The following is a 1,506-nucleotide window of genomic DNA, read 5'->3' as shown; positions in this document are numbered from 1 at the left end:
CCTCGATGCTGGGGAAGCGGATCGGATAGCCGTATTCCACATGCCAGTCGTTGGTGACATGGAGGTGGCCGTCCGAGCACAGGCTGATGTCGGTGCTGGTGCCGCCCATGTCGAGGCTGATGGAGTTCTTGTAGCCCGCCAGTTCGGAGATGAAGCGGCTGGCTATGGCGCCTGCGGCGATACCGGATGCGGCAAGGCGCGCGGCGAACTTCGTGGCGCCCTTGGCGGTCATGACGCCGCCACCCGAATGCAGCAACAGCACCTCGCCATTATAGCCGCCCTTCTGCATGCGGCCCTCCAGCTCGGCGCCGTAAAGTCCCGCGACCGGGCCGAGTACGGTGTTGGCAACCGTGGTGTTGAAGCGCTCGTGCTCGAAGATCTCGGGCATGATGTCGCTCGACAACGAGATCGTCAGCCCCGGAAGCTCCTTCAGCAGGATGTCGCGCATCCGCTGCTCGTTGGCCGGGTTCATGAACGAGTTCACGAAGCAGATGGCGACATTATCCACCTTGCGCTTCTTGATCACGCGGGCAAGCTCGCGTGCCTCGGCCTCGTCAACCTCCTCGATGATTTTGCCGGAATAGTCGATGCGTTCCGTCACCACCAGCCGGTCGCGCCTCGGCAGATAGGGCGGCGCCATCTCCTTGTAGGTGTCCCAGAGATCGTCGCGCGTACCACGCCTGATCTCGATCACGTCGCGGAAGCCCTTGGTAGTGATCATCAGCGCCTTGGGAAAGCGCCTTGTGATCAGTGCGTTCGTCGCCAGCGTCGTGCCGTGCGAAAACAAGATGATGTCCTTCAGCGCCACGCCGCCCGCATCGATCCCCCTCAGCACGCCGTCGATCGGATCGGGCGTGGTCGGCGTCTTGGCGACATGTATCTTGCCAGACGCCTCGTTCAGGATGCACACATCGGTGAATGTGCCCCCGACATCGCAGGCAACGCGCACTGCAGGTCCTTCGTTCACTTGCGCAGTCATTGGTACTCTCTCCTCCATTCGACCAGCGAAAACAGGCAAATCTGCCCCGGGCCCGCACCACGGCGTGGCGCAGGTTGTAGTGCTTGAAAGATCCGCAGCCCTGGATGCGGGCGCGGCCCCAACGTCGGCATCTCCCGACGCCGTTCAGTATGTTGATGTTTCGGATAGCTTCGTTGCTAGCGGCAAAAGCTCACGCCAAGTAACCGAGAAACTCGGCCACCAAGTAGTCCTAAACAAACAAAAGCTCCCGCAGGACTTATCCTTACGAGAGCTGCGTTGCTCATATAAAGCCGCACCAGTGCGACAAATTTACTCTTGCTCATATATATCATTCTGTCAATCGTCGATTCTCACAAAAGCATCGAGGCCAATGCGCAATGCGGCGCGCGGCCGATTGTGCGGCTGGCTTTAAAGACCCTCCGCACACATTTCCGGAAAATTTCCAAACAAACCCATCAATCAGGAGGTGAACTGTGTCCAGAAACCATGAATTGCCGCCATCCGAAAAAGATTCCGTGATGTACGGC

The 1,506-nt window shown here is 59.2% G+C and carries 1 protein-coding gene; it reads right to left on the bottom strand.

Annotation, left to right across the window (positions count from 1 at the left end; genetic code table 11):
* Positions 1-979 (bottom strand): hydantoinase/oxoprolinase N-terminal domain-containing protein (locus tag WBF74_RS11705; RefSeq protein ID WP_424439929.1); only part of this gene is annotated, 979 nt, incomplete at its 3' end.
* Between the last annotated feature and the right edge of the window lie 527 nt (positions 980-1,506).

This window comes from Parvibaculum sp. (genome assembly GCF_049672805.1).
Taxonomy (GTDB): Bacteria; Pseudomonadota; Alphaproteobacteria; order Parvibaculales; family Parvibaculaceae; genus Parvibaculum.
The sequence above is the reverse complement of the archived record's forward strand: the minus strand, read 5'-3'. Positions and strand labels throughout refer to the sequence as shown.